Below are 26,404 nucleotides of genomic sequence, written 5' to 3'. Positions count from 1 at the left end.
CGTGGTCCGTACCGGTTGTGCCGTTCGTCCTGCCGCTGTCGTCATCGCGGCCGCCCCGGCGTGCGCTCCCGGTTGCGGGCGCGCATGGCCCGCAGCCGGGCCTGGCCGCGCTCCTGTGCGGCGGCTTCGGGCGGGTTGTCCCGGCCGGGGTCCCGGCGGCCCAGGTAGGCGGCCATGGCCCGCACCGTGGGGTGCCGGAAGAGGTCGACCACGTCGACCTGGCACTCCAGCGCGGTCCGCAGCCGGTCGCGCAGCCGGATCAGCAGCAGCGAGTTGCCGCCCGCGTCGAAGAAGCTCTCGTCGTGGCCGACCGTGCGGCCGAGGACCTCCCGCCATGCGGCGGCGACGCGTTGTTCGGACTCGCTCACCGGCGGCCGGGCCTCCTGCCGTGCCGCCTTCGCCTCCTCGGCGAGCACCTGCTCCAGCGCCCGGGCGACGGCGGGGCCGTCCGGGCGGCCGCCGGGCAGCAGCGGCATACGGTCCAGGACGCCGATGCGGGCGGGCAGCATGTAGCCGGGCAGCAGTTCGCGCAGGTGCCCGTGGAGTTCGACGGCGGCCGGGCCCGTCCCGGGCCGGGCGGTGACCGCCGCGTCGATGCCCTCGGCCGCCCGCGTGGTGACGTGGGCGCGTACGACGCCGGGGTGGGCCAGCAGCGCCGCCTCGATGTCGGCGGCGGCCACCCGCACCCCGCGCGCCCGGGTCTGCTCCCCGGCCCGCCCGGCGAACACCAGCCGCCCGTCGGGTGTGTGCCGTACGAGGTCGCCGGTGGCGAACAGGCGCCCGCCCGGCTTCCCGTACGGGTCGGGCAGGAAGCGCTCCGCCGTACGGCGTGCGTCGTTCAGGTAGCCCCGGGTGACGGCCGCGCCGCCGATGTGGAGCTCCCCGACGACGCCCGGCGGGACCAGCTCCCCGCGCGGGCCGAGGACGTACGCCGTGCAGTCCGCCGGGAGCCCGAGCGGGACGGGTGTGCCGTCCCCGGGGGCCGGGGCGGCGGGCCCGCCGATGGCGGGGCCCGCGGTCTCGGCCGTGGTGTAGAGGTGGTGGACCCGGCCCGCCCCGGCGGCGTACGCGGCGCGCAGGACGGCGGGGGCGAGGAGCTCGCCCCCGGCGAGGACCGTGGCCGGTGCGGTGTCCCGGCCCTCGCCGAGAAGGCCAGCGAGGGCGGAGGGTGCGGCGTACACCGTGGCCGCAGGCCCGCTGTCCGTGTGGCGCGTGCCGTCCGGCACGACCGCCCGGCCGCCCCGGGTGAGCGGGGCGAAGAGCTCGAAGACCGCGCCCGGCGAGTCCGGCGGGCTGAGCTGCGCCACCGCCTCCAGGGCTCCGGCGGGCAGTTCCCGGTGGGCCCAGCGCAGCCGGGAGACGAGGTTGCGGTGTTCGGCGAGTACGGCCTTCGGCTCGCCCGTGACGCCGGAGGTGCGCAGCACCCAGGCCGCGTGGGCGGGCGCGACGGCGGGCAGGGGCGCGGCCGGGTCGGTGGCACCCGGCTCCCCCGCGCCATCGTCCACTTCGGTCAGCCGCACCTGCGTGTGGTCGAAGAGCGAGGAGGAGTACGCGTCCGCGAGAACGGTCGACAGGCCCGCGTCCGCCACGGCCAGCCGCAGCAGGAAGGCGGGCAGCCCGGGGTCCAGCGGTACGCACACCCCGCCCGCCCTGAGCACGCCCAGCTGGGCGGCGGCCAGGGCGAAGGACTTGGGGGCGCAGACGCCCACCGGGTCCTCCGGCGCGAGGCCACCGGCCAGCAGCCGGGCCGCCACCCGGCCCGCCGCGTCGTCGAGTTCGCGGTACGTCCAGGTGCGCGCCCCGTCCGCCACGGCGACCGCGTCCGGGGTACGGGCGATCTGATCCGCCACCAGGGTGTGCAGGACGTCTCCGGCGCTCCCGGCGGCGCCTTCACCGGCGCCTTCACCGGCACCTTCGGCATCGACCTCGGCGGCACCGGGGCCGTCCGCCCCGCCCGCCGGGTTCCACTCCTCGGTCAGCAGCCGCCGCTCGGCGGCCGTGGGCCGCAGCAGCGCCGACACCCTTGCGGACGGGTCGGCGCCCGCGCGTTCCAGCACCGTGCGCAGCCGGACCAGCAGCGCTTCGGCCGTCGCGTCCTCGAAGAGGGCGGTGCGGTAGTCGACCAGGGCGAGCAGGCCCTCGTCCGTCTCGACGGTGTCGATGGCCAGGTCGGTCTTCATGGTCGGCAGCCGCAGCTCCCCCACCGTGAACACCGCGTCCGCCGCCCGCCGTACGGGCGCCGCGGGCTGGTGCGTGTACATGACCTGGTAGAGCGGGTGGTAGCTCGGGTCACGGGTGATGCCGAGCCGGTCCATGACCTCGTCGACCGGCAGGTCGGTGTGGTCCAGCGCGTCCAGCAGGTCACCGCGCACCCCGTGCAGCAGCTCGCGGAACTCCGGATCGCCGGACAGGTCGCCGCGCAGCACCACGGGCCGGGTGAGGTAGCCGACGAGCCCGGCGCTCTCGGTGGTGTCCCGGCCCGAGACGGCCATGCCGGTGAGCACGTCGGTGCCGCCGTACTGGCTGAGCACCACGTCGCACGCGGCTTTGAGGACCATGAACAGGCTGCACCGCTCCGCCCGGGCGAGCCGTCGCAGCGGCTCCACCACCTCCTGCGGTACCACCGCCGTACGCCGCTCCCCCGCGTGTCCCGCGCGTGCCGGGCGGGGCCGGGCGAGGGGCAGTTCCAGCACCTCGGGGGCGCCGGCCAGCCGCCGGGTCCAGTACGCCAGGTTCGCGGCGGCGGCCCGTTCGTCCTGCTTCGCACGCCGGGCCAGGAACGCGCCGTAGTCCACGGCGGGCTCCGGCAGCGGCGACGGCTCGCCCTGGGCGAACGCGTCGTACAGGGCGGCCAGTTCGCCGGTGAAGACGTCCATCGACGCCCCGTCGAAGACGATGTGGTGGACGCCGACGAGCAGCCGGTGGGTGGTGTCGTCCAGCCGCAGCAGCCGGGCCCGCAGCAGGGGGCCGCCGTCCACGGTGAACGGCTCGCGGGCGAACGCCTCGGCCAGGGCGGCCGAGGTGCCCCCCGCGTCCACGACGGGCAGCTCCGCCGGCGCGGGCGCCCCGACACGGGCGACGGGCTCGCCGTCGGCGCCGCGCACGATCCGGGTCCGCAGGGCGGGGTGACGGCGCACCAGTTCGTCGAGAGCGCGTCCGAGGGCCTTCGTGTCGAGCGGCCCGTCGATGCCGACGGCGAACGGGATGCTGAAGAAGGGGTCGTCCGGCCGGACCTGGGCCAGCGCCCACAGCCGCCGCTGGGCGGGGCTGAGCGGAAGGTGCTGCTCGGCGGCCGTCATGAGACCGCCTCCGTCTCGGCGGTGTCGCCGCTGGTCCGGCGGTCCTTGTCGCCCCCGCCGCGCCTGCCGCGCACCGACGCGGCGGCGAGCAGGGCCGCGGCGGGCAGCAGCAGTCCGCCGGCCACGATGATCGACAGGGCGATGCCCATCAGGTCCGCGGCCAGGCCGCCCAGGACCACGCCGAGGATGGTGAAGTTGATCATCAGGGCGTTGAGCAGCCCGACGCCCCGTCCCCGCATCTCCTCGGGCAGGTCGCTGATCAGGGTGTTGGCCACCGGCACCTGGAAGAGGCCGGAGCCGATCCCCGCCACCACGCACCAGGCCAGGACGACGCCCAGGCCCAGCGAGTCCCGCAGCCAGCCGGTCGGCGCGAGGAGCAGCAGGGAGACGCCGAACAGCACGATGGAGCCGATGAGCAGCCCCCGGTCGGAGTACCGGCGCACCAGCGGCGGGCCGGTCAGCGCCCCGATCACACAGCCCGCCCCGAAGGCCGCCTGCGCCAGGCCGAAGTTGAAGGCGGACAGGTCGAAGACGTTGAGGAGCTGGGAGTTGAGGTTGGTGGTGAAGAGCCCGAGGACGAGCATCACCGGCACCAGGATGATCGCGAGGAAGCGCAGCGACGGGACGGCGAGCACCCCGGAGACACCGGTGGCCAGCGACTTCCAGTAGGACTCGCGGCCGCTGTCCTTGCCGGGCACCGGGACCTCGCGCAGCACGGCCATGCTGGCCAGCAGGATCGCGGAGATCACGAAGGTCACCGCGTCGATGATGAAGACGACGGAGACACTGGCGAACGCGAGGAGCAGCCCGCCGAGGGCGGGGCCGACCAGGTTCAGGGTGTGGTTCGTGGACTGGAACAGCGCGACCGCCGTCGGGATGTTGTGCCCCCGCACGATCAGCGGGATCGCGGTGATGCGGGCCGTCTCGAAGAACGCCTTGGCGATGCCGGTGAGCAGGATCAGGACGAGCAGCAGCGTCGGTGAGTCGCGGGCCGGGATCATCGCCAGGACGAGCCCCACCCGGACGATGTCGGAGCCGACCATGAGGAGGCGCGCCGGGAAGCGGTCGGCCAGCGGGCCGACGAAGGCCCCCAGAATCCCGGAGGGCAGCAGCTGGGCGATGACCACGAGGGACACGTACAGCACCGGGTCCGAGGTCTCGGTGGCCGCCACGTAGATCAGGGTGATCTTGGTGATGGCGTCACCGAGGAAGGACGCGACGACGGCCAGCCAGTAGCGGATGTACGTCCGGTCCTTGAGCAGCTCAAGCACTCTCGACCACCTCGTTCAGAATCGTGGCGACGCCCTCGATGTACGGGTGGCGCATCATGGTGTAGTGGTTGCCCTCGACCACCCGGACATCGAGGTCGCCGCCCGTGGTCAGCTCGCGCCACGCCTCGGTCGAGTCGTACGTCTCCTCGGCCGCGCGGATCAGCGTGACCCGGCCCCTGACGTGCAGGGGACGGAAGTTCCAGACGAGCCGCAGGTTGGCGACCCAGAGGTCGAGGATGTCGCGGACCTGCTCGCGTCCGGCGTCCGGCGGCAGGTAGTCGGAGGCGCGGGCGATCGCGAGGAGGTAGTCGAGGTGCTCGTCGGGGGTCATCCCCCGCAGCTCCGCCACGGACTTCAGCGCGTCGCCGTAGTCCCACTGGAGGTTGGCCGCGACGGCCTCGACGATGTCGGCGGGGTCGGGCTCGGAGCCCTCGGCGACCTCGGCGGGCGGGTGCGAGTCCATCATCACGACGGACACCTCCGCCCCCGTCCGCTCCAGTTCCCCGGCGACGGCGAAGGCGTTGGTGCCGCCGTAGCACCAGCCGGCCACCGTGTACGGGCCCTCGGGCTGCACTTCGCGGATGAGGTCCGCGTAGGCCGCCGCCCGCGCCCCGAAGTCGGCGTACGGCAGCACGCCGTCGGCGGGCGGCGGGGAGGCCAGCGCGTACAGCGGGCGGTCGCCGCCCGCCATGAGACCGGCGAAGGGCATGTAGCAGACCACCTCGCTGCCCGCCGGGTGGGCGAAGAAGACGGGGGTGCCGGTGGTGCCGGAGCCGATCTCCACGAGGTGGACGTCCGCCTCGTCCTGGTAGCCGTCGCGCAGCATCCGGGCGAACCGTTCGACGGTGGCGCCCCGGAAGATCGCGGCCATCGGCAGCTGCTGCCCGAACCGCTTCTCGATCTCGGCCATCAGCCGCAGTACGAGCAGGGAGTGGCCGCCCAGGTCGAAGAACCGGTCGTGCAGTCCGATCGGCCGGACTCCGAGCACGTCCTCCCAGATGTGCGCGACCTCCAGCTCGATCGCGTCGCGCGGCGGTACGTAGCTCGCCGCGTCCCGCTCGATCACCGGCTCGGGCAGGGCCCGGCGGTCGATCTTGCCGCTGGTGTTCAGCGGGAAGGCGTCCAGGGTGACGATCGCGGACGGGACCATGTAGTCGGGCAGGAAGCGGCGCAGGTGCTCGCGCAGTTCCTCGGCGCCCGGGGCCCCGCCGTCGCCGTCCGCCGCCACGACGTATCCGGTCAGCCGCTTGTCGCCGGGCCGGTCCTCGCGGACGAGGGCCACCGCGCGGCGCACCGCCGGGTGTTCCTCCAACCGGGCCTCGATCTCGCCCAGTTCGATGCGGAAGCCGCGCAGCTTGACCTGGCCGTCGTCGCGGCCGAGGAAGACGAGCGTGCCGTCCTCGCGGAGCCGGGCCTTGTCGCCGGTGGCGTACAGCCGGGCGCCGGGCGTGGCGCCGAAGGGGTCGGGTATGAACCGCTCGGCGGTGAGCCCGGGGCGACCGCGGTAGCCGCGCGCGACTCCGGTGCCGCCCAGGTACAGATCGCCGGGGATGCCCACCGGGACGGGCTCCAGGCGCTCGTCGAGGACGTACACGCGGGTGTTGTCGAGGGGGCGGCCGATGGAGACCTGCTCGGTGCCGCTGTCCAGGCGGTGCGCGGTGGACCAGATGGTCGTCTCGGTCGGGCCGTAGACGTTCCAGGTGCGGCCGGACCCGGCGACGAGCTGCTCGGCCAGGGCCGGGGGGAGCGCCTCGCCGCCGACCAGGACCCGCAGGGAGCCCTCGTTCCGCCACCCGGCTTCCACGAGGAGCTGCCAGGTCGCGGGGGTGGCCTGCATGACGGTGGCGCCGGTCTCGTCGAGGAGGGCGGCGAGGCGGCGGCCGTCGACGGCCTCCTCCTTGCGTACGACGTGGACGCGGGCGCCGCTGATGAGCGGGGCGTACAGCTCCAGGCCCGCGATGTCGAAGGTGACCGGGGTGACGGCGGTGAGCGTGTCGCCGGGGCCCAGGCCGGTCTCGGCGGCCATCGCCAGCAGCAGGTTGGCCAGGTTGCGGTGGGTGACCTCGACGCCCTTGGGGCGGCCGGTGGACCCGGAGGTGTAGATGACGTACGCGAGCCGGTCCTCGCCCGCCGCGGGCCGCGCCGGGACGGCCGGGGCGGCGGCGACGGCCTCCGCGTCCGTGTCCAGGCAGATCCGCTCGCCGGGGCAGTCAGCGAGGCTGTCGAGCAGCGCGGAGCGGGTGAGCAGGAACGCGGCCCCGGCGTCGCCGGTCATGGCGGCCAGGCGCTGCGCCGGGTAGCCCGCGTCCAGCGGCAGGTAGGCGCCGCCGGACATGACCACGCCGAGCAGGGCGACGACCAGGTCCACGGAGCGCTCCAGGCACACCCCCACGACGGTCTCGGGCCGCACGCCACGCTCCTGGAGGTGGGAGGCCAACCGGCCCGCCCGCTCCAGCAGTTCGGCGTAGGTGAGCCGCTCGTCACCGCAGGAGACGGCGATTGCCCCGGGTGTGGCCAGGGCCTGACGGCGTACCAGGGTGTCCAGCGCGACGCCTTCCTCGCGGGGCGTCCCGGTCCGGTTCCACTCCACCAGCAGCGTCTGTGCCTCGTCGGGGCCGAGCAGCGACAGATCGCGCACGCTGCGTCCGGCGTCCTTCGACATCTGCTCCAGGACGCGCACGATCTGCCGGGCCGTCCTGGCCATCGTGCTCTCGTCGAACAGGTCGGTGTTGTACTCCAGCATCCCGTGGAAGTGGTCGTCCGCCAGTGCCGGGTCGTCGAAGAAGCCGAGCAGCACGTCGTCCTTGGCGGTGGCGTTGTCGAGCATGAGCTCCTCGACCCGCAGCCCGGCCATCGGGGTCTCCTCCTCGTGGAGGAAGTCCACGAGGATGAACGACGTCTGGTAGATCGGCGTGCGGCTGGGGTCGCGGTCGAGGTCGAGCTCGTCCAGCAGCGTCCCGAAGGGGATGTCGTGGTGGTCGAAGGCGCCCATCATCGTGGTGCGGGTCGCCTGGAGCAGTTCCCGTACGGTCATCTCCGGCCGGACCGTGGTGCGCAGCGGCAGCATGGTCAGGAAGTAGCCGATCATCGGCTCGGTCTCGGGCCTGCTGCGGGTCGAGGAGGTGGTGCCGACCACGATGTCCTGCTGTCCGGTGAGCCGGTGCAGGATCAGCTGCCAGGCGGCGAGCAGCGCGATGTTGACCGTGACGTCCTCGCGCTTGGCGAGGTCGCGGACGGCCTGGGTCAGCTCGGGGGTCAGCGGGAACTGGTAGCGGGCGCCGTTCGCCGTCTGGAGCGGGGGGCGGGGGCGGTCGGTCGGCAGCTCCAGGACCAGGTCGGCGCCTTCGAGCTGCTTCTTCCAGTACGGCAGGTGCTTGCGCCGGACCTCCTCGCGCAGCCACTGCGGCTGCCACTCGGAGTAGTCCGGGTAGTGCACCTCGATCGGTGCGAGCCGGGGTTCGCGGCCGGTGGCGAACGCCGAGTAGAGCTCGGCGATCTCGGCGTTGAAGATGCCCATCGAGCCGCGGTCCCACACCAGGTGGTCGACCGTGCCGACGAGGACGTGCTCCCGGTCGCCGAGACGCAGCAGGGCGATCCGCAGCAGCGGCCCCTTCACCAGGTCGAACGGGGTGCGCAGTTCCGCGGTCGCCAGCAGCGTCATCTCCGCCTCGCGCCGCTCCTCGGGCACGGACCGCAGGTCCTGGTGGCGCAGCGGCACCGCCATGGACGGGTGGATCACCTGGACGGGGGCGTGGCCGTCCTGCTCGAAGGTGGTGCGCATCGCCTCGTGCCGCTGTACGAAGGCGTCCACGGCGCGCTGGAGGGCGTCCGTGTCCAGCTCGCCGTGGAGCCGTGAGGCGAAGTACACGTTGTAGACGGGGTCTTCGGGGTCGAACTGGTGGATGAGCCAGATGCGTTCCTGGTCCACGGTGAGCGGGACGCGGTTCTCCCGCGTGCGGCGGGGTACGGGCGCGTTGGTGACGGTGCCGGCGGTGCGCTCGCGCATCCGGCGGTCGAGCAGGGCGCGCTGGGCGGGGGTGAGACCGGCCAGCCGGTCCGCGAGTCCGGTCACGACTTCTCTCCTTCGGTCTCGCCCCGGTGGCGGTAGCGGTCCTTGAGTTCGGTGAGGTGGTCCAGGCCCTTGAGCACCTGGCCGGGGTCGAGTCCGAAGTCGACCAGGCAGGCGACCTCGTCGACGCCGATGTCGACCAGGTCCTCGATCAGGGACTCGCACTTGTCGGGCGTTCCGAGCAGGGCCAGCTGGTCGAAGTAGCGCTCGAAGGTGGCGTTGAGCATGACGTCGCGCTCGGCGTCGTTGAGCTTGGAGAACTCGCTGCCGAAGCTGTCCTGCTGTTCCAGGAAGGTCTTGAGGTACGCCGTCAGCGGCCCCCGTACGGTCTCCCTGGCCTCGTCGTCGTCGGAGCCCAGGTAGGTGTGGACCATCGCGGTGACCCGGCCCTCCGCCGGGTCGTACCCGGCCCCCGCGAGCGCCTCGCGGTAGGCCGCCGTCTTGTCCTTCAGGTCGGCGGGGCGCTGGGCGACCAGTCCGGTCAGGACGTACGCGCCGATCTCCCCGGCCCGGACGAACGTCTCGATGCTGCCCTGCGCCGACACCCACACCGGAAGCCTGGGCTGGAGGGGGCGCGGCAGGGTGCGTACGGTCTGCGACGATCCGTCGGCGCGCGGGAGTTCGACGCTCTCGCCCGCCCACAGCCGCTGGACGGTGTCGATCGACTCGAACATCTCGTCCTTGCGGCGCGGGTAGCGCTGCTGCCCGTCGCCCGGGGCCAGGAGGAAGTCGTCCGGGTGCCAGCCGGAGGCCGCCGAGATCGCGGCCCGGCCGCCGGACAGGTTGTCGACGACCGCCCACTCCTCGGCCACCCGCACCGGGTGGTGCAGGGGCAGGACGCAACTGCCCGCGCGGATCTGGATGTTCTCGGTGAGTACGGCGATGGCGGACGCCAGCAGCGACGGATTCGGGTAGAGGCCGCCGAAGTCCACGAAGTGGCGCTCGGGGACCCAGATGCCGTCGAAGCCGTTGGCGTCGGCGTGCCGGGCGCTGTCCAGCAGCAGCTGGTATTTGCCCGGGCCCTTGGCCGTGCCGTCTCCCGAGAAGAAGAACAGGCTGAAGTCCATGGTGCTGCCGGGCCGCCGGCCGCGGCGCGGCGCGGCGGATCTGGCGGCCGTCTTCGTACCGGGGCCGGGGTCCACGGCCGAGGGCGCCTTGACGTTGCGCTCGCGCAGGGACCGCTCCAGTACGGCGCGCTGCTCGGGCGAGAGCGAGGACATCCGCTCCTTGAGCCTGCGTGCGGCCTCGGACTCGTCAGACATGGTCGTCACCCTTCAGCTTTGCTTCGGCCTCGCCCGCGGAGAGGCCCTCGACCTCGCGCAGCAGTGCCTCGAACTCGTCCAGGCCGATCGCTTCGGCCTGGTGGGAGCGGATCGCGGCGGCGAGCCCCGGTACGGTCGGCGCCTCGAAGACGGCGCTCATCGGGAAGTCGCCGTGGGCCTGCCGCAGCCGCCCGACGATCTGGATGGCGAACAGCGAGTTGCCGCCCAGGTCGTAGAAGTCGTCGTCCGGCCCGATCGGGGAGACGCCGAGCATCTCGTGCCACACCCGGGCCACGGCCTGGGCGAGTTCGTCGTCCGGCCAGACCGTGGCCGGGTCCCAGTCGTCGTCCCCGCGGCCCCGGCCACCGCCCAGCGAGTCGGTGAACGAGGTCGCGGTCAGCCCGGACTGGTCGGCCAGGACGTCCTGGAAGTCGGCCCTGGAGACGACGACCTGGGGCAGCGCACCGAAGAGCGCGGCTCGGGCGAGCGCCAGGCCGTCGGCGGCCGGGATGCCCTGGGCGAGGCGCAGCCGCTCGTACAGCTCCCGCACCTCGGGCAGGCCCGCCATCTGCTGCTCGAACCAGTCGTCCCAGTCCCACTGCGACCAGTCGAGGGCGAGGGTGGGCCGGCCGGCGGCGGTGGCGGCCTGGGCGAAGGTGTCGAGGAAGGCGGCGGCGGCGCAGTTCTCGGCCTGTCCGAAGCCGCCGACGATGCCGGTGGTGGCCGACGCGGTGAGGAAGAAGTCGAGCGGGTCGTCCGCCAGCAGTTCGTCGAGCAGCAGGGTCGACCTCACCCGGGCCGCGAGGACGGCGTCGAAGTCCTGCCGCGCCTTGAGCGCGGTCAGGCCGGAGCCCCGGGCGTCGGCGAGGTGCAGGACGCCGTCGACCGCGCCCAGCACGGTCCGCGCCGCCTCGACGGCGGTACGGGCCTGGCCGGGGTCGGCCAGGTCGGCGGTGCGGTAGACGACGGCCTCGGGGTGGGCGGCGCGCAGTGCGGCGAGCCGGGCGACCCGGGCGCGTACCCGGTCGTCGTCGCCCGCCGTGCCGCCGCGCCAGGCGTCCCACTCGCTCTCGGCCGGGAAGCCCGGGTCGCCGATGAGCACGGCGCGCGCCCCGCTCGCGGCGATCTGCTCGGCGAAGGCCAGTCCGGTTTCGCCGGACGCCCCGGTGACGAGGTACCCGGCGCCCGCACGCCAGGCCCGCCCGGTGGGTACGGGTTCCAGCCCGACCGGTGCGAAGGCGCGCAGGAGGCGCTGGGCGCCCCGGTAGGCGACGAGGCTCTCTCGCCCCTCCCCCGCGAGTTCGGCGTCCAGCTGCGCGGCGACGCGTGTGCGGTCGGCGCCGGTGGCGGGGAGGGTGACGTCGACGCTGCGGCAGGTCAGCCACGCGTACTCCTGCGGCAGCACGGTGACCGCGCCGTACAGGGTGGCCCGCTCGGGCCGGATCACGGCCGTCCCGTACGCGTCCTGGAGGCTGTCGGTGAGGACGTCGATCCGCACCGGGCGGTCCTCCCCGCTGCCGCCGAGCGCCTGGGCGAGGGCGACGAGGCTGTGGAACCCGGTGTCCAGGCCGGTGGCGTAACGGCCCGCCGCGTCACCGGCGTTGTCCCCGGGGCCGGTGACGGCCCAGGCGTGCAGCACGCGGTCGGGGGCCGCTCCCGCGCGCCGCAGCTCCTCGACGACCCGGCCGAGGTGGTCCGCGTCGGCGGGGTCCGCGTCGAAGCCGTGCTCGGAGGTGCGGGCGTAGGCGGTCGCCTTCCGCACGGTGGTGACGGTGTGGCCCCTGGTGCGCAGGGCGGCGGTCGGAGCGTCGGTGAGGCCGGTGTCGTCCTGGAGCACCAGCCAGCTGAGCGGGGCGTCCGCCGGGGCCGCCCCGGGGAGCGGCGCGGGGTGCCAGACCGGTGCGTACGTCCACCGCTCGGGGTCGGTGCGTACGTTCCCGGCGGCCGCCGCCTCCGGCTTCGGAAGCAGGTGGCCGCGGCCCTCGAAGGGGTAGGCGGGCAGCGGGACCCGGTGGCGGGCCCGGTCGTCGTGCAGGGCGGCCCAGTCGGCGGCCACCCCCAGCCGCCACAGCTCGGCCAGGCCTTCGCGGACGGTGCGGGCCTCGGCGGTGCGCTCCTCGCCGCGCGGCTTGCGCAGCAGGGTGACGACGGGCGAGGGCTCCGGGTGGGTCCGGACCAGTCCGCTGAGCTGGCTGCCCGGACCGGCCTCGACCAGGACCAGGGCGTCGCCGCGCTCGGCGAGGGCGGTGATCCCGTCGGAGAAGCGGACCGGGGCGCGGGTGTGGGAGACCCAGTAGTCGGGGTCGGTGGCCTGCTCGTCGGTGATCCAGGTGCCCGTCACATTGGACAGGAAGGGAATCTTCGGGGTGTTGAGCCGCACCGAGCGCAGCACCTCCGCGAGGCCGGGCAGCGCCGGTTCGACCAGGGCGGTGTGGAAGGCGTGCGAGGTTTCCAGCTCCCGTACGGACACGCCCCGCTCCTCCAGCGCCCGGCGGGCCTCGGCGACCTCCTCGGGGGTGCCCGCGACGACGCAGGAGGCGGGCGCGTTGACGGCGGCGATCGTCGCGCGGCCGTCCAGCGCCTCGGTCAGCGCCGCCTCGTCCAGCAGGACGGACAGCATCCGGCCGGGCGGCAGGTCCTGCATGAGCGCGGCGCGCCGGGCGACCACGCGCAGCGCGTCCTCCAGGCTGAACACCCCGGCCAGGCAGGCCGATACGAGTTCGCCGAGGCTGTGCCCGGTCATCGCGTCGGGGCGCACGCCCCACGACATCAGCAGCTGGGCGACGGCGTAGTCGAGGCTGAAGACGGTCGGCTGGGTGTACAGGGTGCGGCGCAGCCGCTCCTGGGCCTCGTCCCCGCCGGTGGCGAAGGCCACCTCCCGTACGTCCCACCCCAGGTGGGGCAGCAGGATCTCGGCGCACCGGTCGAGCGCCTCGCGGAACACCGGCTCGGTGCGGTACAGCTCCGCGCCCATACCGGCGTACTGGGCGCCCTGACCCGGGAAGACGAACACCACACCGGGCGCCTCGTCCGGCACGGCGGACGCGGCGGGCGCGGGCCGCTCCAGGGCCGCGGCCGCGGCGGCGCGGCTGTCCGCGACGACCGTGCGGCGGTACGGGAGGGCGGCGCGCCCGATCTGGAGGGTGTAGGCGGCGTCGGCGAACCCGGCGGGGTCCTGCCCGGTCGCTTCGCCGGCCGTGAGCGCCGTCGCGAGGCGCGCGGCGGCGGTGTCGAGGGCTTCGGGCGTACGGGCGGACAGCGGCAGCACCTGCCACTCGCCGTCGGGGGCCTCCGTGCTGCGGGCGGGCGCTGCTTCGAGGACGACGTGCGCGTTGGTGCCGCCGATCCCGAAGGCGCTCACACCGGCGCGCGGCGGCAGCTCCGTCGCGGGCCACGGCACGCCCTCGGCGTCGACCCGGAAGGGGCCCTTGTCGAGGCCGAGTGCGGGGTTGGGGGCGCGGAAGTGGGCCGTCGGCGGGATGAAGCGGTGCTCCAGCGCCAGGGCCGCCTTGATGAGGCCGGTGACCCCGGCCGCCGCGTCGAGGTGGCCGACGTTGGACTTGACCGAGCCCAGGTGGACCGATCCGGCGGGGGCGTCGGGCTGGAACGCCTCGGTGAGCGCCTGGACCTCGATCGGGTCGCCGAGCGGGGTGGCGGTGCCGTGCGCCTCGACGTACTGGACCGTACGGGGCTCGACCCCGGCGACCGCCAGCGCCTCGGCGATCACCTCGGCCTGGCCGTGCGGGGAAGGCGCGGTGAAGCCGATCTTCGCGGAGCCGTCGTTGTTGACCGCGCTGCCGCGGATCACCGCGTGGATGTGGTCGCCGTCGGCGAGGGCGTCCTCCAGCCGCTTGAGGACGACCAGGGCCACCCCGTCACCGGAGACGGTGCCGGAGGCCTCGGCGTCGAACGGGCGGCAGTGACCGTCCGTGGAGAGGATCGCGCCCTCCTCGTACCGGTATCCGCGCGGCTCGAACTCCCGCACCGCGACCCCGCCCGCCAGCGCGAGGTCGGACTCGCGGCTGAGCAGGGACTGGACGGCGAGGTGGACGCTCACCAGCGACGACGAACAGGCGCTCTGCACGGTGAAGCTGGGGCCGGTCAGACCGAGCTTGTACGAGAGGCGCAGCGCGAGCATCCCGGGGTCGTTGCCGATCGCCACCTGGATCTCGTCGGAGACCAGGCCGTCCAAGGCGCCGCGCGGGGCGATGCGCTCCTGGAGGTAGCCGCTGCCCGACGTACCGGCGAACACCCCGGTCCGCCCCTCGAACGACCTCGCCGGGTAACCGGCCCGCTCCAGCGCCTGCCAGGCCGTCTCAAGCAGCAACCGGTGCTGGGGGTCCATGAGTTCGGCCTCGGACCGGGTGACACCGAAGAAGTCGGCGTCGAAGCGGTCGAACCCGTCGAGGGGGAAACCGGCCTTCACATACGCCGGGTCGTCCCGCAGCTGCTCGGGGACCCCGGCGGCGGCCAGCTCCTCGTCGGTGTAGGTACTGCGCCCCTCCTCGCCCGCCGCCACCAGCCGCCACAGCTCGTCGACATCCGCGGCACCCGGGAAGCGACCGCTCATTCCGATGATGGCCACGGCCTGCTCGGGCAGTGGCAGATCCGTCTCGTACGTCATGCGTTCTCCCCGTGCGGGTGGTGCGGGTGGGATGCGGGCCGGTGCCCGGCACCGGTGTCGTGCTGTGCGGCGAGCAGCTCGTCCAGGGCGCTCGCGAGTTCCCGTACCGTCGGCCGGTCGAAGAACAGCCGCAGCGTCGCGGCGACGCCGAGCTGTTCCCTGGTGAGGGCGACGGCCTGGGTGGCGAGCATGGAGTGTCCGCCCAGTTCGAAGAAGTCGTCGTCGCGTCCCACCCGGTCGACCGAGAGCACCTCGGCCCAGATGTCGGCGACCACCTTTTCGACGGGGGTGGCGGGCGCGGCGAACTCCGCGTCGAGCTCGGGACGTACGGCCTCCGGGGCGGGCAGCGCGCGCCGGTCGACTTTGCCGTTGTGGGTCAGCGGCAGCCGGTCCAGGGCCACGTACACGTTCGGCAGCATGTACTCGGGCAGCGTCCGGCCGAGGTGTTCGCGCAGTTCGGAGGGCCCGGCCGGGGTCCCGGCGGCGCCGACCCAGTACGCGACCAGGCGCGGGTCTCCGGCCGCGTCCCGGTCGACGGCCACCACCGTGTCCCGGACGGCCGGGTGGCGGGTGAGCGCGTTCTCGATCTCGCCCAGCTCGATGCGGTAGCCGCGGATCTTGACCTGGTGGTCCAGCCGGCCCAGGTACTCGTGGTCCCCGTCGGCCGCGCGCCGGGCGCTGTCGCCCGAGCGGTACCGGCGGGCTCCGGGCACGGCGGCGTCCGGGTCGGGCAGGAAGCGCTCGGCGGTGAGGGCGGGGCGGCCCAGGTAGCCGCGTGCCACGCCCGCTCCGCCGACGTACAGCTCTCCGGCCGCCCCTTCGGCCACCGGTTCGCCGTCGGCGCCGAGGACGTCCATCGTCCAGCCGCCGAGGGGGCCGCCGATCATGCTGCCCGCTCCGCCGTCGAGGTCGGCCGAGGTCATGCGGCGGTAGGTGGAGTGGACGGTCGTCTCGGTGATCCCGTACATGTTCACCAGGGCGGGCGCCGCGTCGCCGTGGCGGGCGATCCACGGCCGCAGCATCTCGGGCGGCAGCGCCTCCCCGGCGAAGACGACCAGCCGCAGGGCGAGTTCGGCCGGGTCCCCGGGGCCGGGGTGCTCCTCCTCGTACCGGACGAGCTGGCGGAAGGCGGCGGGCGTCTGGTTGAGGACGGTGACGCCCTCGCGGTGCAGCAGCGCGTGCAGCTCCTGCGGGGCGCGCCGCACCTCGTCCGGTACGACGACGAGCCGGCCGCCGTGCAGCAGGGCGCCCCACATCTCCCACACGGAGACGTCGAACGCGGCGGAGGCGCACAGCGACCACACGTCGTCGGGCCCGAACCCGAAGCGGTCGCGGACGCCGGTGAGCAGGCCCGTCACATTGCGGTGCTCGATCATGACGCCCTTGGGGACGCCGGTCGAACCGCTGGTGTAGATGACGTACGCGAGACTCGACGGCCCGGTTCCGGGGTCCGGGGGCGCGGTCTCCGGGTAGCCGGTGAGGTCCTCGCCGTCGCGCCCGGTCAGCACGGTGTGCGGGGCGCGCAGGCCACGCCCCGCGCGGTCGGTGAGCAGGACGGCGGCGTTGGCGTCGGCGAGCGTGAAGCGCAGCCGCTCGTCGGGGGCGGAGGGGTCGAGCGGTACGTACGCCCCGCCCGCCTTCAGGACCGCGAGCAGCGCCGTCACCAGGGACGTGGTGCGCTCCACGCAGACGGCGACGGGTATCTCGGGGCCGACGCCCAGGACGCGCAGTCGGTGCGCCAGCCGGTTGGCGTCGCGCTCCAGCTCGGCGTAGGTCAGCCGGCCGTCCACGCCGGTCACGGCGATGGCGTCACCGCGGGCGGCCGCCTGCCGTGCGAACCACGCGTCGATGGTCCCCGGGGCCTGGGCGGGTGCGGCCATCTGGTCAACGGTCACGGTGGGTGTTCCTCTCGGTGCCGGACTCGGTGCGGGGCTGCGGACTCTGCGGTCCGGACGCGGTACCGGCGGCGAACCGCGCCGCCGCCAGCTCCGTCACCGGTGTCCCGGGCCGGGCCATGGCTTCGGCCAGCGTCCGTTCGTAGGCGGCCAGCAGCGCGGCCGGGGTGTCGGGGCCGAACAGATCGGTGTCGTATTCGAGGGTCAGCGCCAGGCCGTCGCCGCGCTCCTGCGCGTACAGGCTGAGGTCGTACTTCGCGGTGTCCTGCGGGCCCGTGAGGTCCAGCGAGCACCCGTCGAGCCCGGCGAAGACCGGCTCGGGCTGCTCCTTGAGGAAGCTGAACATCACCCGGAAGACCGGCATGAAGTCGCGGCCGCGCCGGGAGACCAGCGCCTCGACCAGCTTGTCGAAGGGCAGCTCCTGGTGGGCGGAGGCGTCCAGCACCGCCGTACGGACCCGGGCCAGCAGCTCGCGGAAGCCTGGGCCGCCGTCCAGCCGCACCCGGACCGGAACCATGTTGATCAGGCAGCCGACCAGATCCTGTAGCTCGGGCCGGTCCCGGCCCGCGACGGGGGTGCCGACCGTGATGTCCTGCGCGCCCGACCACCCGGCGAGCAGGGTGTGCAGACCGGCCAGCAGGGTCATGTACGGAGTGACGCGCTCGCCGCGGCTGAACTCACGTACGGAGGACACGAGTTCCGGCCGGAGCTCGCGTGCCGTGACGGCCCCCCGGAAGCTGCGTGCGGTGCCGCGCGGCTTGTCGGTCGGCACGGCGAGCGCCTTCGGGTCGTCGCCCAGAGTCTCGCGCCAGTGGTCCACGAGGGCGTCCAGGGTCTCGCCCCGGAGCCGGTCGCGCTGCCAGGAGGCGTAGTCGGCGTAGTGCAGCGGCACCTCGGCGGGCGGTTCGCCGCCGCCGTACAGCTGCCCCAGTTCACGGAAGAAGATCTCCACCGACCAGCCGTCGACGGCGACATGGTGGAACGTCACGATCAGCCGGTACTCGTCCGCGCCGACCCGCACCAGCCGGACCCGCAGCGGCGGCCCGGCGGCCAGGTCGAAGACGCCCGCGCCCTCCTCGGCCGCGACGCGCTCCGCCTCGGCCACCGGGTCGGCGGCGCCCGTCAGGTCGGTGTACGGCAGCTCCAGCGGCGCCGGGTCCGCGATGACCTGGTACGGGAGCCCGGACGGCGCCGCGTACGTCGTGCGCAGCACCTCGTGGCGGGCGACCAGGGCGTCGAGGGCCCGGCCGAGCGCGGCCCGGTTCAGGGCTCCGCGCAGCCGCAGCACGGTCGGCACGTTGTAGAGGGTGGTGTCGGGGTCGATCTGCTGCATGAACCACAGCCGCTGCTGCGCGAACGACAGCTGGGGCCGTTCCTGCCGGGCCCCGGGGCGGGGGCCGGTGGGCCCGGGACCTCCCGGGGTCGGGCCCGCCGCGCCCCGGCCCATGGCGGCCCGCACCAGACGGGCCATCTCCGCCAGCGTGCCCGCGCCGAGCAGTTCGGCGGCGGGGACGTCCACGCCGAGGTCCTCGTCGATACGGGCGGCGAGGAGCCGTGCCTGCTCCGGCCCGCCGCCGAGACCGGCGAACTCCGAGTCCAGGTCCACCGGGGCGCCGGTGACCTCCAGCAGCTCGGCCCACATCTGGGCGAGCTCCTCTTCCACGAATCCCATGGTGGCTGTCATCCGAGTGAGTTCTCCGGGCGAGAAGTGCGCACAGTTTCCTGGAGCAGATCGACAAATCCTTCGGGCCGCTTGCTGAGATAGAAGTGGTCCCCTGCGAAGACGTGCACCCCGGGTTCGCCGGCGGTGGTGTGCCTTCCCCACAACCGGGCGTCCGCGGCCCGCACTTCGTGGTCGCCGTCCGCGACGAACACGGTGACCGGGCAGCTCACCGCCGCACCGCCGTCCGCCCGGTAGGAACCGAGGGCGGCCAGGTCGGCCCGGATCGCCGGGAGCACGAGCTCGATCAGCTCGGCGTGCTCGGCGACGCCCCGGGCGGTGCCGCCCAGTCCCATGATCCGGGCGAGCACCTCGCTGTCGGGCTGATCGTCCGCCCGCAGCGCCCGCTCCGGGCGGTGCCCCGAGGGGGCCGAACACGCCGACGCGACCAGCGCTTCGGGAATCACGGCACCCGCCCGCTCCAGGCGCCTCGCGGCCTCGAAGGCGACGATCGCCCCCATGCTGTGGCCGAACAGGACCGGTCGCCGGACGCCTCCGAGACGGGTGAGGAGTACCTCGGCCACGGAGTCGGCCAGTGCGTGGAGGGAGCTGACGGGCTCCTCGAACAGCCGGTTCTCCCGGCCCGGATACTGGATCACCAGCATCTCGATGTCCGGGTCAAGGACCTCCGAGAGGCCGTGGTAATAGCTGGCCGAACCACCCGCGTGCGGAAAGCAGACCAGGGTGTGCGCGGCCTGTGGCTTCGGGTGGAAGCACCGGATCCAGCTGCTCGCCTCGGTGTCCATGGTCACCGCGCCTGGAGTGCTGTGAGTGATGCGGGTACGGCGGCCCGCGCGGTGGGTGCCGCGGCCCGCAGCGCCCGGTGTGCCTCGCCGAACTCGACGACCTGGGCGGCGATCCCGTTCAACTGCCGCTGGATGTGCGGGTCGTCGCACTCGCCGCTCGCGGTGAACCCCGCCGTCGCGCTGTTCAGCGCCACACCCAGCGGCGTGGGCCAGCCCCGGAGCGCGTGCACCACGTCCCGCAGGGTGGCCAGGGTGGTCACCGCGCCCTGCCAGCCCTGCCCCACGGCCAGGCAGCCGACGGCGCGCCCCGTCAGATAGGGCCGTTCGTCGTCCCGCAGCTCTTCGATGTGGTCCAGGGCGTTCTTCAGCAGCCCCGACACCGTCCCGTGGTACGCCGGGCCGGCGAGGACGACCCCGTCTGCCCCGGCGATGGCGGCCAGCATGCGCCGTGCCCGGGGCTCCGGGGACGCGGCGCTCGGATCGTAGAGGGGCATCACCAGGTCGGTGCCCGCGATCAGGCTGACGTCCGCACCCAGCCGGGCCGCTTCGGCCAGCACGACACGGAGTCCCCGCTCCGCCGTGGAACCCGGCCGGGAGGACCCTCCGATTCCGACGACCTTGACGGCCTGCTGCATCAACCCACCCATTCGATCGGTGAACTCCCGGTCGCCCGGGACCGTTCCGTCCTCCACCCTTCGCCACGCGAAACGGCGGGGTCAACGTCGGCCCGACGGGCAGATCCGATCGTCGGCTTCGGCGATTCCGATCAGCCGCGGCCCCGATCGGTGGCACCAATGGAAGCCATCGGCGATCCGCATGTGCCACCGATTGCCGACCGGACCCGCGCGGGGGGATGATCAGCCCCTCGCTCTCCCCGGATTCCCCCCACTCGGCGCCGTCCGACCGTCCGGAAGGCCACCGCCCCGGACCCCGTCCACCGCCCTACTCGATCGGCGATGCCCATGCCTCTGGTCGACGACCCCCTCGCCCCGAGCATCGCCGTCGTCGGCGCGACCGGCGCGGTGGGCGGCACCCTGCTCGACGTCATCGAGGACCGGGGGCTGCGCTACCGGGCACTGCACCTCCTGGCGTCCGCGCGCTCGGCCGGTCGGGAGATCCGGGTCGGGGACCGGGAGTACCGGGTGGGCGAGCTGACCGGCTTCCACTTCGGCGACGCGGACGTGGTGTTCTTCTCCGCCGGGCACGCCGTCAGCAGGGCCTGGGTGCCGGTCGCGGTCGCCCACGGCACCCTGGTGATCGACAACACCTTCGCCTTCCGGATGAGCGCCGACGTGCCGCTGGTCGTCCCGCAGGTCAACTCCGCGGAGCTGGACCGCCGCCCGGCGGCCGGGGTGATCGCCAACCCGAACTCCGTCACGATCCCCCTGGTCCGTGTCGTCCGGGACGTGGAGCGCCGCTGGGGGGTGCGCCAGATCTCCGTGAGTACGTACCAGGCGGCGTCCGGCAGCGGTCACTCCGGTATCGAGGAGCTTCAGGAGGCGTCCCGGCTCGCCCTCCAGGACCCCCAGGCGACGATGCCCGCCGAGGAGTTCTCGCCCGCGCTGGCCTTCAACGTGGTGCCGCAGATCGGCCGGGTGCTGGACGACGGCTTCACCCTCCAGGAACGCAAGCTGCTCCAGGAGTCCCGCAAGATCCTGGGCCTGCCCGGCCTCGACATCACGGCGACCTGTGTCCGGGTTCCGGTGGTCAACGGCCATTCCGCGGCGATGTGGGTCGAGTGCCTGGAGCCGGTGGACCGTGCGGAACTGTGCCTGCTGCTGGGCGGGCTGCCCGATGTGACCGTCCACGGCGACGGGATGCACGGCGACGTCCTCACCCCCGCCACCCTCGGCGACCCGAACCATCTGCATCTGGGCCGGATCAGGATCTCTCCCACCAACCCGAACAGCTTCCTGCTCTGGCTGGTCACCGACAACCTCCGGGTGGGTGCCGCGCTCAACGCGCTCCAGATCATGGAGACACTGGTCGTCAAGGGGCACCTGTGAACGCCGAAGGCCGCCGGCACGCCGATGACGTACCGGCGGCCGGTCCTGAGGATCACGGCAGCCGCTGCAAGGCGCCTGCTCAGCCCACCAGTTGCAGCTGGGGCCGGTCCTGCGCCATGAACTGGACCGTACGGTCGAGGAACACCCGCATCTCCCGGGTGAGCCGGCGGCCCCGGCGCCACGCGATCTGCGTGTACACCTCGAACGGCGGCTCCCAGTCGAGGACGGTCAGGGTTCCGGCGGCGACCGCGTCGGACACCGCCATCTCGGGCAGCACGCTGACCCCGAGACCGGCCGCGAGTCCGCGCTTGACCGACTCGATGTTCCCGAACTCCAGCAGCTGTACGGGCCGGGCGGCGCCGGAGTTGAGCTCGGCCTCCAGCATTCCCCGGTACGCGCACCCCGCCTCGGGCGCCAGGACCCGTGCCCCGCGCAGCTCCCCCGTGCTCACCCGGCGCACCGACGCGAGGGGGTGGCCGGGCGCGGCGACCGCTACCAGCGGTTCCCGCCCCAGCACCTGGGTCTGCACACCCGGGTGCTCCGTGTCCGCCTCCATGAGGAACCCCATGTCGAAGGCGCCCTGCCGCAGCGCCTCACAGGTCTGGGCGCACTGGCTGGGGCGCAGCGCGAGCTGGAGCAGTGGGTAGCGGTGGTGGAAGAACTCCAGCACCGGCGGCATGCGGTACGAGGTGAGGCTCTCGGTCGTCCCGACGGTGAGCACCCCCGAGGGCTCCGCCCAGCCGGTGGTGCTGTCCCGGGCCTCGTCGACGAGGGACAGGATCCGCTCCGCGTACGGTACGAGCCGCTCCCCGGCGGGGGTGAGCCGGATGCCGCCCCGCAGCCTTTCGAAGAGCTCGACGCCCAGGGCCACTTCCAGCCCCTTGACCTGGGCGGTGACGCTGGACTGTGCGTATTTCAGCTCGGCTGCGGCCCGGGTGAAGCTCAGCAGCGTCGCGACACGGTGGAAGGTGGTGAGCTGTCTCAAATCCACCGGTATCACTGCCAGCCCATGTCCGCCCGGGGCACATCGGCGGACGTGGTCCCCTCCGCCGTGACGGCGGGCGCGGAGACGGCCGCGTCGGCGGTGTCGGTGGCGGTGATCACGGCGGCGGGTGCGAGCAGCGCCGTGGCGGCGAGCACGGTGAGAGCAGCAGCCTTGGCGATACGGGCACGGAGCATGATCGGCGTCCTTTCGGCAGGTGAATCCACGGAGAACGGTGCGACTGAGAGGTGTTTCCTGGCGGACCCGTCCGCCTCGAAGTAGCATCGCCGCTGGTGAACCTTGGGGGGAAGGGAATCGGCGGGCCGCTTTGGGTCATGACCCAAAGCGGCCACTGAGTCACTGAACGGCCCGTCGGCGGGCCGCCCCCGTGCCGTAGCAGAAGGACGATGGTGCGATACCGCTGGAACGGGGAACTGAGCGATGCTGGAACTGCTGGGGCTGGATACGCACACGGAAGCGGTGTACCGGGCCATGCTGGAGCACCCTCAGGACGGCGTCACCGCACTCGCGCGCCATCTGGATCTCTCCGAGGACGCCGTCCGCGCGGCCTGGGACAGACTGGCCGAATTGTCACTGCTCCAGCCTTCCACCGGCTCCGCGCTGCCGCCGCGGGCCGTCAGCCCCGAGCTCGGGCTCGATTACCTGCTGGCCCGCAGGCAGGCCGAGTTCGCCGTCCAGCGGCAGCGCATCACCGCCGCCAGGACCGCGGCCTCCCAGCTGATATCCGAGTACGCCGACCGCCGTCCGGCCGGCGGCCCGGTCAGCGTGGAGCACCTGGACGACGTGACGCAGATCCGCACCCGGCTGGCCCTCCTGACGGAGGGTGTGCGGCGGGAGGTGATGGCCTTCGCCCCGGGAGGGGCGCAGACCAAGGAGAACAGGGCGTCCGCGCGGCCGCTCAACGAGAAGCTGCTGGGCCGCGGTGTGACGCTGCGGACGATCTATCTGGAGAGCTTCCGCAACTGCGCGGCCAGCATGGCCCACGCCAACTGGCTGACCGCCATGGGCGGTCAGGTCCGCACGGTGGGCGAGCTCCCGCTCCGCATGACCATCCTCGACCGGTCGACGGCCGTGATCCCGCTCGACAGCGAGGACAGCAGCAAGGGCGCGATGGTCGTCACGGGTACGGGAACGGGTACGGGCATGCTCACCGCGCTCTGCACTCTGTTCGAGACCGTCTGGGAGGCTTCGCGCCCTCTGGGCGAGGAGCACCGCCGCCAGGAGAGTGAACTCGACCGGCAGGAGGCCGCGGCCCTGCGGCTGCTCGCCGAGGGGCACACGGACGAGGGCATAGCCAAGCGCCTCGGCGTCTCGCACCGCACCGCCCGCCGCATCGCGACGGGTCTCATGGACCGGTTGGGGGCCCGCAGCAGATTCGAGGCGGGCGTCCGCGCGACCCAGCGGGGCTGGCTGCCTCAGGAGCACTGACCACCACCGGCGCACGGTCGGACCGACCACGGACCGCCCGGCCCTAACTGGGCCTCTCGGGCCACACGGGCTCCCCGGACCACGAGGGCCTCCCGGACCACACGGACCAACCGGCCCACGCGGCCCTCTCGGCCCGCCGAAGCCCGACCGTCCGCACGGCCCCGACTTCCCGGGCCGCCCCGTCCGCTCGGCCGGCAACCGGCTAACCGGCTAACCGGCCCGACGGACGCTCAGCGGCCGCTGGTCGACCCAGACCTCGTCCACGTGGGCGAGGCACTCCTCCCGCGACCCGCTGACGCCCGTACCCCGCCAGCCCGCCGGTACCTCGCGCCCCTCCGGCCAGATCGAGTACTGCTCCTCATCGTTGATGACCACGGCGAAACGGCCCTCTTGGTCGTCCTGGACCACGACGCACCTCCACGGATTCTGCTCGGCTTGCACCGCCCAGCCTGGGCCGCCCCGCCCCCCGCCACAACACATCGCCCATGGAAGCTCCCGAACCTCCGCATCGGCCCGGCCGATACGGCGGTCCGCGAGGGCGCGGCAGCCGTACGAAGAGGGCGCCCCGGTCGGCGGGTTCAGCCGAGGGCGGTGGCGGCCCCGCCGTGGTCAGGGCGGCCAGCAGGTGGGACCGGGCACCCGGTCGCGGCCGGGGTGTTCGCGGTCGCCCTGGCCCCGGACACGGGCCGCGCGGAGCACTACCGCCTACGCCCGCGCGCCTGAACGAGCTGTTGCGGTGCTCACCTGGAGACGGCGGAGACTCGACGGCGGTAGTAGGCGATCGCGAGAACGATGGTGATGGGCCCCCAGGCGGCGAGGGGAGTGCCGCACACCGTCGCCAGCGCGTTCCAGGCGCTATTGGTGTACTCGACCGTGTCGATGACGCCGTACAGGGTGAGTTCGCGATCGTCGCCCAGAGGGACGCCGGTGAACAGGAAGGTGAGCATCAGGCCGCCGACCACGGCGGGGACGACGGCCGCCATCGGCCGGACCGGTCTGCCGCCGATGACCGGTATCCAGGCGGGCGCCACCTCCCCCCAGCCCCGGACCAGTCCGATGGTCAGGGTCGCGATCAGTTCCGTCAACACGCTGAGCCCGAGAACGTACGGCAGGCTCACCCAGTAGGCAGGCATGGCGCCCTCCTGGACCTCCTGCCCCATCGTGAAGTGCACGGCGAAGGGAAGCCGCCACAGGCACGCCGGCAGCAGAAGCAGCGGCAGCGCGTAGGCCAGGCGCATCGCCCAGCGAGGAACGGGCCGCTGGGTGTCACCGACGGACGGGGGCCTGTGGAGGATCTTCATCGCCATGACTCCACCCTCGCGGAGCAGGCGCGACGAGGAATCCCCCGCGCGAGCCGGCCCGCTCCCCCGCGCGGCGGAGACCACACCCGGCGGCCTCGCCCGCGCGGAGCAGCGGTTGCGGGGACAGCACCGGTGCCGGCACCGGCATCGGCGCAGGTACCCCGCCACGTACGGTCAGATCAGCCCCTGCGCCAGCATCGCGTCCGCGACCAGCTCGAAGCCAGCGATGTTCGCACCCACCACGTAATTGCCGGGGCTCCCGTAACGCTCGGCGGTCGTGTGGCAGGAGTCGTGGATGTGCCGCATGATCTCGGCCAGCCGCTCCTCGGTGTGGGCGAAGCTCCACGAGTCCCGGGACGCGTTCTGCTGCATCTCCAGCGCGCTGGTCGCCACCCCGCCCGCGTTGGCCGCCTTGCCGGGCGCGAAGGCGACGCCCGCCTCCTGGAAGACCCGGACCGCCTCCGGGGTGGTGGGCATGTTGGCGCCCTCCGCGACCGCCTTGACCCCGTTGCGTACGAGGTCGAGCGCGTCGGCCTCGTGGAGTTCGTTCTGCGTGGCGCAGGGCAGGGCCACGTCCACGGGGACCGACCACACTCCCGTACCGGGCACGAACCGGGCGTGTGTGCCGCGCCGTTCGGCGTACTCCGAGACCCGGCCGCGACCGGCCTCCTTGATCTCCTTGAGGAGGGCGAGGTCGATGCCCTTCTCGTCGACGACGTAACCGCCGGAGTCCGAGCAGGTGATGACGGTCGCGCCGAGCTGCTGGGCCTTCTCGACGGCGTAGACGGCCACGTTGCCGGAGCCGGAGACCGCGACGGTCTGGCCCTCCAGCGACTCCCCCCGGCTGCGCAGCATCTCGGCGGTGAACAGGACCGTGCCGTAGCCGGTGGCCTCCGTACGGGCCTGTGCTCCTCCCCAGCCGAGGCCCTTGCCGGTGAGCACGCCGGACTCGTAGCGGTTGGTGATCCGCTTGTACTGGCCGAAGAGGTAGCCGATCTCGCGGCCGCCGACGCCGATGTCACCGGCGGGGACGTCGGTGTACTCGCCCAGGTGGCGGTGGAGTTCGGTCATGAAGGACTGGCAGAACCGCATGATCTCGGCGTCGGAGCGGCCCTTGGGGTCAAAGTCCGCGCCGCCCTTCCCGCCGCCGATCGGCATGCCGGTGAGGGCGTTCTTGAAGATCTGCTCGAAGCCGAGGAACTTCACGATGCCGAGGTTGACCGAGGGATGGAAGCGCAGCCCGCCCTTGTACGGACCGAGCGAGCTGGAGAACTCGACCCGGAAGCCGCGGTTGACGTGGATGTCGCCGGAGTCGTCCGACCACGGCACCCGGAAGATCAGCTGGCGCTCGGGTTCGCATATCCGCTCGATGATGCGGGCGTCCACGAACTCGGGACGCCGCGCCAGCACCGGGCCGAGCGTCTCCAGGACCTCGCGGACCGCCTGGTGGAACTCCTGCTCGCCCTGGTTCCGCCGCAGGATCTCGGCGTAGAGCGGCTCGATGACCCGATGGGACGCTTCGGGCATACGGGCGGGGTCGGGAATGACCGGCATCTGATCAAGACCTTCCGTGGGCGGCTCGTGGGCCCCGATTGTCCCGCATCACCCGATGATCTTCGAGGGTTGTCCGCGCAGCGCCCCGGGCGGCGCGGGCGCCGCGACTCCCGAAAGCAAGCAGAACGTAAGGGTGCTGTAAAACAACGCGGGGGCACGGGAGTTACCCATCAGGAACAGAGACACCTCGGCTGACGATCAGTCATGATGCCTCCATGACGAAGCC

16 protein-coding genes are annotated in these 26,404 nt (G+C 73.3%); 2 read left to right on the top strand and 14 right to left on the bottom strand.

The features are described 5' to 3' along the window. Positions 1–41: 41 nt before the first annotated feature. From ACZ5WC_RS06905 to ACZ5WC_RS06865, 9 genes are read right to left on the bottom strand one after another with little or no spacing between them, the layout of a single operon-like run. Entirely contained in the window at positions 42–3,299 is a 3,258-nt protein-coding gene (locus ACZ5WC_RS06905) for a non-ribosomal peptide synthetase (RefSeq protein WP_468539797.1), read from the bottom strand. Beyond that, a complete protein-coding gene (locus ACZ5WC_RS06900) occupies positions 3,296–4,570 on the bottom strand; it encodes an MFS transporter (protein ID WP_468539796.1) in 1,275 nt (424 codons plus the stop codon). Before ACZ5WC_RS06900 ends, ACZ5WC_RS06905 begins: the two co-directional genes overlap by 4 nt. Then, positions 4,563–8,642: a non-ribosomal peptide synthetase gene (locus ACZ5WC_RS06895; protein WP_468539795.1), complete on the bottom strand. Its 4,080-nt coding sequence runs from the start codon at positions 8,640–8,642 to the stop codon at positions 4,563–4,565. The genes ACZ5WC_RS06900 and ACZ5WC_RS06895 overlap by 8 nt, the downstream gene beginning before the upstream one ends. Then, positions 8,639–9,901 carry a MupA/Atu3671 family FMN-dependent luciferase-like monooxygenase gene (locus ACZ5WC_RS06890; RefSeq protein ID WP_468539794.1) on the bottom strand — a complete coding sequence of 421 codons (1,263 nt, stop codon included), beginning with the start codon at positions 9,899–9,901 and terminating at the stop codon, positions 8,639–8,641. The genes ACZ5WC_RS06895 and ACZ5WC_RS06890 overlap by 4 nt, the downstream gene beginning before the upstream one ends. Further along, on the bottom strand, positions 9,894–14,525 hold the full coding sequence (locus ACZ5WC_RS06885; protein ID WP_468539793.1) for a type I polyketide synthase: 4,632 nt from the start codon (positions 14,523–14,525) through the stop codon (positions 9,894–9,896). Before ACZ5WC_RS06885 ends, ACZ5WC_RS06890 begins: the two co-directional genes overlap by 8 nt. Next, positions 14,522–16,420, bottom strand: coding sequence for an amino acid adenylation domain-containing protein (locus tag ACZ5WC_RS06880; protein ID WP_468539792.1), 1,899 nt, complete (start codon positions 16,418–16,420; stop codon positions 14,522–14,524). The genes ACZ5WC_RS06885 and ACZ5WC_RS06880 overlap by 4 nt, the downstream gene beginning before the upstream one ends. After that, positions 16,410–18,104, bottom strand: a complete 1,695-nt coding sequence (locus tag ACZ5WC_RS06875) for a condensation domain-containing protein (RefSeq protein WP_468539791.1) — start codon at positions 18,102–18,104, stop codon at positions 16,410–16,412. The genes ACZ5WC_RS06880 and ACZ5WC_RS06875 overlap by 11 nt, the downstream gene beginning before the upstream one ends. Beyond that, the gene (locus ACZ5WC_RS06870; RefSeq protein WP_468539790.1) at positions 18,101–18,886 is read right to left on the bottom strand and encodes a thioesterase II family protein; all 786 of its coding nucleotides are present in this window, start codon (positions 18,884–18,886) and stop codon (positions 18,101–18,103) included. Before ACZ5WC_RS06870 ends, ACZ5WC_RS06875 begins: the two co-directional genes overlap by 4 nt. Before the next feature lie 2 nt (positions 18,887–18,888). After that, positions 18,889–19,521 carry an NADPH-dependent FMN reductase gene (locus tag ACZ5WC_RS06865; protein ID WP_468539789.1) on the bottom strand — a complete coding sequence of 211 codons (633 nt, stop codon included), beginning with the start codon at positions 19,519–19,521 and terminating at the stop codon, positions 18,889–18,891. A gap of 321 nt (positions 19,522–19,842) precedes the next feature. On the opposite strand from ACZ5WC_RS06865, the gene ACZ5WC_RS06860 reads away from it, so the two are divergent. Continuing rightward, positions 19,843–20,892, top strand: a complete 1,050-nt coding sequence (locus ACZ5WC_RS06860; protein ID WP_468539788.1) for an aspartate-semialdehyde dehydrogenase — start codon at positions 19,843–19,845, stop codon at positions 20,890–20,892. A gap of 79 nt (positions 20,893–20,971) precedes the next feature. Here ACZ5WC_RS06860 and ACZ5WC_RS06855 read toward each other — a convergent pair whose 3' ends face one another. Together ACZ5WC_RS06855 and ACZ5WC_RS06850 are read right to left on the bottom strand one after the other, a co-directional pair. Next, a complete protein-coding gene (locus tag ACZ5WC_RS06855; RefSeq protein ID WP_468539787.1) occupies positions 20,972–21,883 on the bottom strand; it encodes a LysR family transcriptional regulator in 912 nt (303 codons plus the stop codon). Positions 21,884–21,888: 5 nt separating this feature from the next. Further along, positions 21,889–22,071: a hypothetical protein gene (locus tag ACZ5WC_RS06850; RefSeq protein WP_468539786.1), complete on the bottom strand. Its 183-nt coding sequence runs from the start codon at positions 22,069–22,071 to the stop codon at positions 21,889–21,891. A 244-nt stretch (positions 22,072–22,315) separates the two neighbouring features. Between ACZ5WC_RS06850 and ACZ5WC_RS06845 the strand changes: the two genes are divergently transcribed. Next, positions 22,316–23,323, top strand: a complete 1,008-nt coding sequence (locus ACZ5WC_RS06845) for a helix-turn-helix domain-containing protein (protein WP_468539785.1) — start codon at positions 22,316–22,318, stop codon at positions 23,321–23,323. Between the two features lie 210 nt (positions 23,324–23,533). On the opposite strand, the gene ACZ5WC_RS06840 is transcribed toward ACZ5WC_RS06845, so the two are convergent. From ACZ5WC_RS06840 to gdhA, 3 genes are all read right to left on the bottom strand, one after another. Further along, positions 23,534–23,731, bottom strand: a complete 198-nt coding sequence (locus tag ACZ5WC_RS06840; RefSeq protein ID WP_468539784.1) for an MbtH family protein — start codon at positions 23,729–23,731, stop codon at positions 23,534–23,536. A gap of 332 nt (positions 23,732–24,063) precedes the next feature. Beyond that, complete coding sequence (locus tag ACZ5WC_RS06835; protein ID WP_468539783.1) at positions 24,064–24,630, bottom strand: hypothetical protein; 567 nt, start codon at positions 24,628–24,630, stop codon at positions 24,064–24,066. A 168-nt stretch (positions 24,631–24,798) separates the two neighbouring features. Beyond that, the gene (gdhA, locus tag ACZ5WC_RS06830) at positions 24,799–26,178 is read right to left on the bottom strand and encodes an NADP-specific glutamate dehydrogenase (RefSeq protein ID WP_468539782.1); all 1,380 of its coding nucleotides are present in this window, start codon (positions 26,176–26,178) and stop codon (positions 24,799–24,801) included. Positions 26,179–26,404: the final 226 nt, after the last annotated feature.

This window comes from Streptomyces sp. NPDC033165 (assembly GCF_055577965.1).
The sequence above is the reverse complement of the archived record's forward strand: the minus strand, read 5'-3'. Positions and strand labels throughout refer to the sequence as shown.

What these genes read in the sequence shown, in the direction of transcription:
- ACZ5WC_RS06835 (WP_468539783.1), bottom strand. Translation starts at nt 24,630, where the DNA reads ATGGCGATGAAGATCCTCCACAGGCCCCCGTCCGTCGGTGACACCCAG.
- ACZ5WC_RS06885 (WP_468539793.1), bottom strand. Translation starts at nt 14,525, where the DNA reads ATGACGTACGAGACGGATCTGCCACTGCCCGAGCAGGCCGTGGCCATC.
- gdhA (WP_468539782.1), bottom strand. Translation starts at nt 26,178, where the DNA reads ATGCCGGTCATTCCCGACCCCGCCCGTATGCCCGAAGCGTCCCATCGG.
- ACZ5WC_RS06875 (WP_468539791.1), bottom strand. Translation starts at nt 18,104, where the DNA reads ATGACAGCCACCATGGGATTCGTGGAAGAGGAGCTCGCCCAGATGTGG.
- ACZ5WC_RS06905 (WP_468539797.1), bottom strand. Translation starts at nt 3,299, where the DNA reads ATGACGGCCGCCGAGCAGCACCTTCCGCTCAGCCCCGCCCAGCGGCGG.
- ACZ5WC_RS06845 (WP_468539785.1), top strand. Translation starts at nt 22,316, where the DNA reads ATGCTGGAACTGCTGGGGCTGGATACGCACACGGAAGCGGTGTACCGG.
- ACZ5WC_RS06850 (WP_468539786.1), bottom strand. Translation starts at nt 22,071, where the DNA reads ATGCTCCGTGCCCGTATCGCCAAGGCTGCTGCTCTCACCGTGCTCGCC.
- ACZ5WC_RS06865 (WP_468539789.1), bottom strand. Translation starts at nt 19,521, where the DNA reads ATGCAGCAGGCCGTCAAGGTCGTCGGAATCGGAGGGTCCTCCCGGCCG.
- ACZ5WC_RS06890 (WP_468539794.1), bottom strand. Translation starts at nt 9,901, where the DNA reads ATGTCTGACGAGTCCGAGGCCGCACGCAGGCTCAAGGAGCGGATGTCC.
- ACZ5WC_RS06870 (WP_468539790.1), bottom strand. Translation starts at nt 18,886, where the DNA reads ATGGACACCGAGGCGAGCAGCTGGATCCGGTGCTTCCACCCGAAGCCA.
- ACZ5WC_RS06860 (WP_468539788.1), top strand. Translation starts at nt 19,843, where the DNA reads ATGCCCATGCCTCTGGTCGACGACCCCCTCGCCCCGAGCATCGCCGTC.